An 821-nucleotide genomic window follows, 5' to 3' on the forward strand; every position below is an offset into this window, starting at 1 on the left:
AATCGCGTCACGCAGGGGATGCAGCGGCGGGGCGCGAGCGCACATCGCGCCTCGCAAGACGCACGCGACCTGCTGGCCCCCTTCACCTGTAGGACACACAAGGCTCAGCTTCGCCGATCGATCTCGTTCAGGAAGCCGACGCCGGGCGGGTCTTCCAACGCGGATGCGGCCGCATGCTCAGGTAAATCCTCTCGCCACTTCGGCAGGCCAGAGTCAATCATGCGCAGATAGGCCGCATCCATTTCGTCGGCCTGGCAGTACATGAAGGCATGCATCGCCTCCCTCTGTTCTGTAGACGGGACGAAGTGCGCAAAGCAGTCAAAGCCGAAGGCGAGCAGTGAGCAGACGAAACAGGTATCGGCTCGCCCGCATTCCGGATGTGCACGCATCAGATGATCCCATTTCTGTTCACAATCGACACTGCGGACGAAGTCAAAGAATATATTGGAACATTAAATCCCATATAGACGTTCTGCTAACTGCGTATCGGACACGATGCTTAATGCTCTGCTTTGTGATGTGGTGCACTCTCATTTGGCGGCAGCTACCCGGGACACCGCGGCTCATGAGAGCTTGGTCCACTCTCGGATCGGTTCAGCGGACGAAGCGTTTGGCCGCGCACGACCGACGGGCTGCACTCGGGCGGCTACCGCCGTGCGCAGCTGAACAGAAGTTCCACCTCGACCTCGTCGGGGCCGCCCGTGTCCTGCGGCCCGCCTCCCACTTGGCGGCGGACCTCGTCGCGCACCGCGCGGCAAGCTGAGACTTTGAAAAACGCGCGCGCCCCCGACCGCGCGCGCGAGGGTGCTGGCGCAGTTTCT

1 protein-coding gene is annotated in these 821 nt (G+C 61.8%); it reads right to left on the minus strand.

Annotated features, from left to right (window positions below; translation table 11 throughout):
• Positions 1-104: 104 nt before the first annotated feature.
• On the minus strand, positions 105-389 hold the full coding sequence (locus ACLF3M_RS35340) for a hypothetical protein (RefSeq protein WP_430661704.1): 285 nt from the start codon (positions 387-389) through the stop codon (positions 105-107).
• Positions 390-821: the final 432 nt, after the last annotated feature.

Origin of the sequence: Falsiroseomonas sp. HW251, assembly GCF_050563545.1 — a bacterium.
GTDB lineage: Bacteria > Pseudomonadota > Alphaproteobacteria > Acetobacterales > Acetobacteraceae > Falsiroseomonas.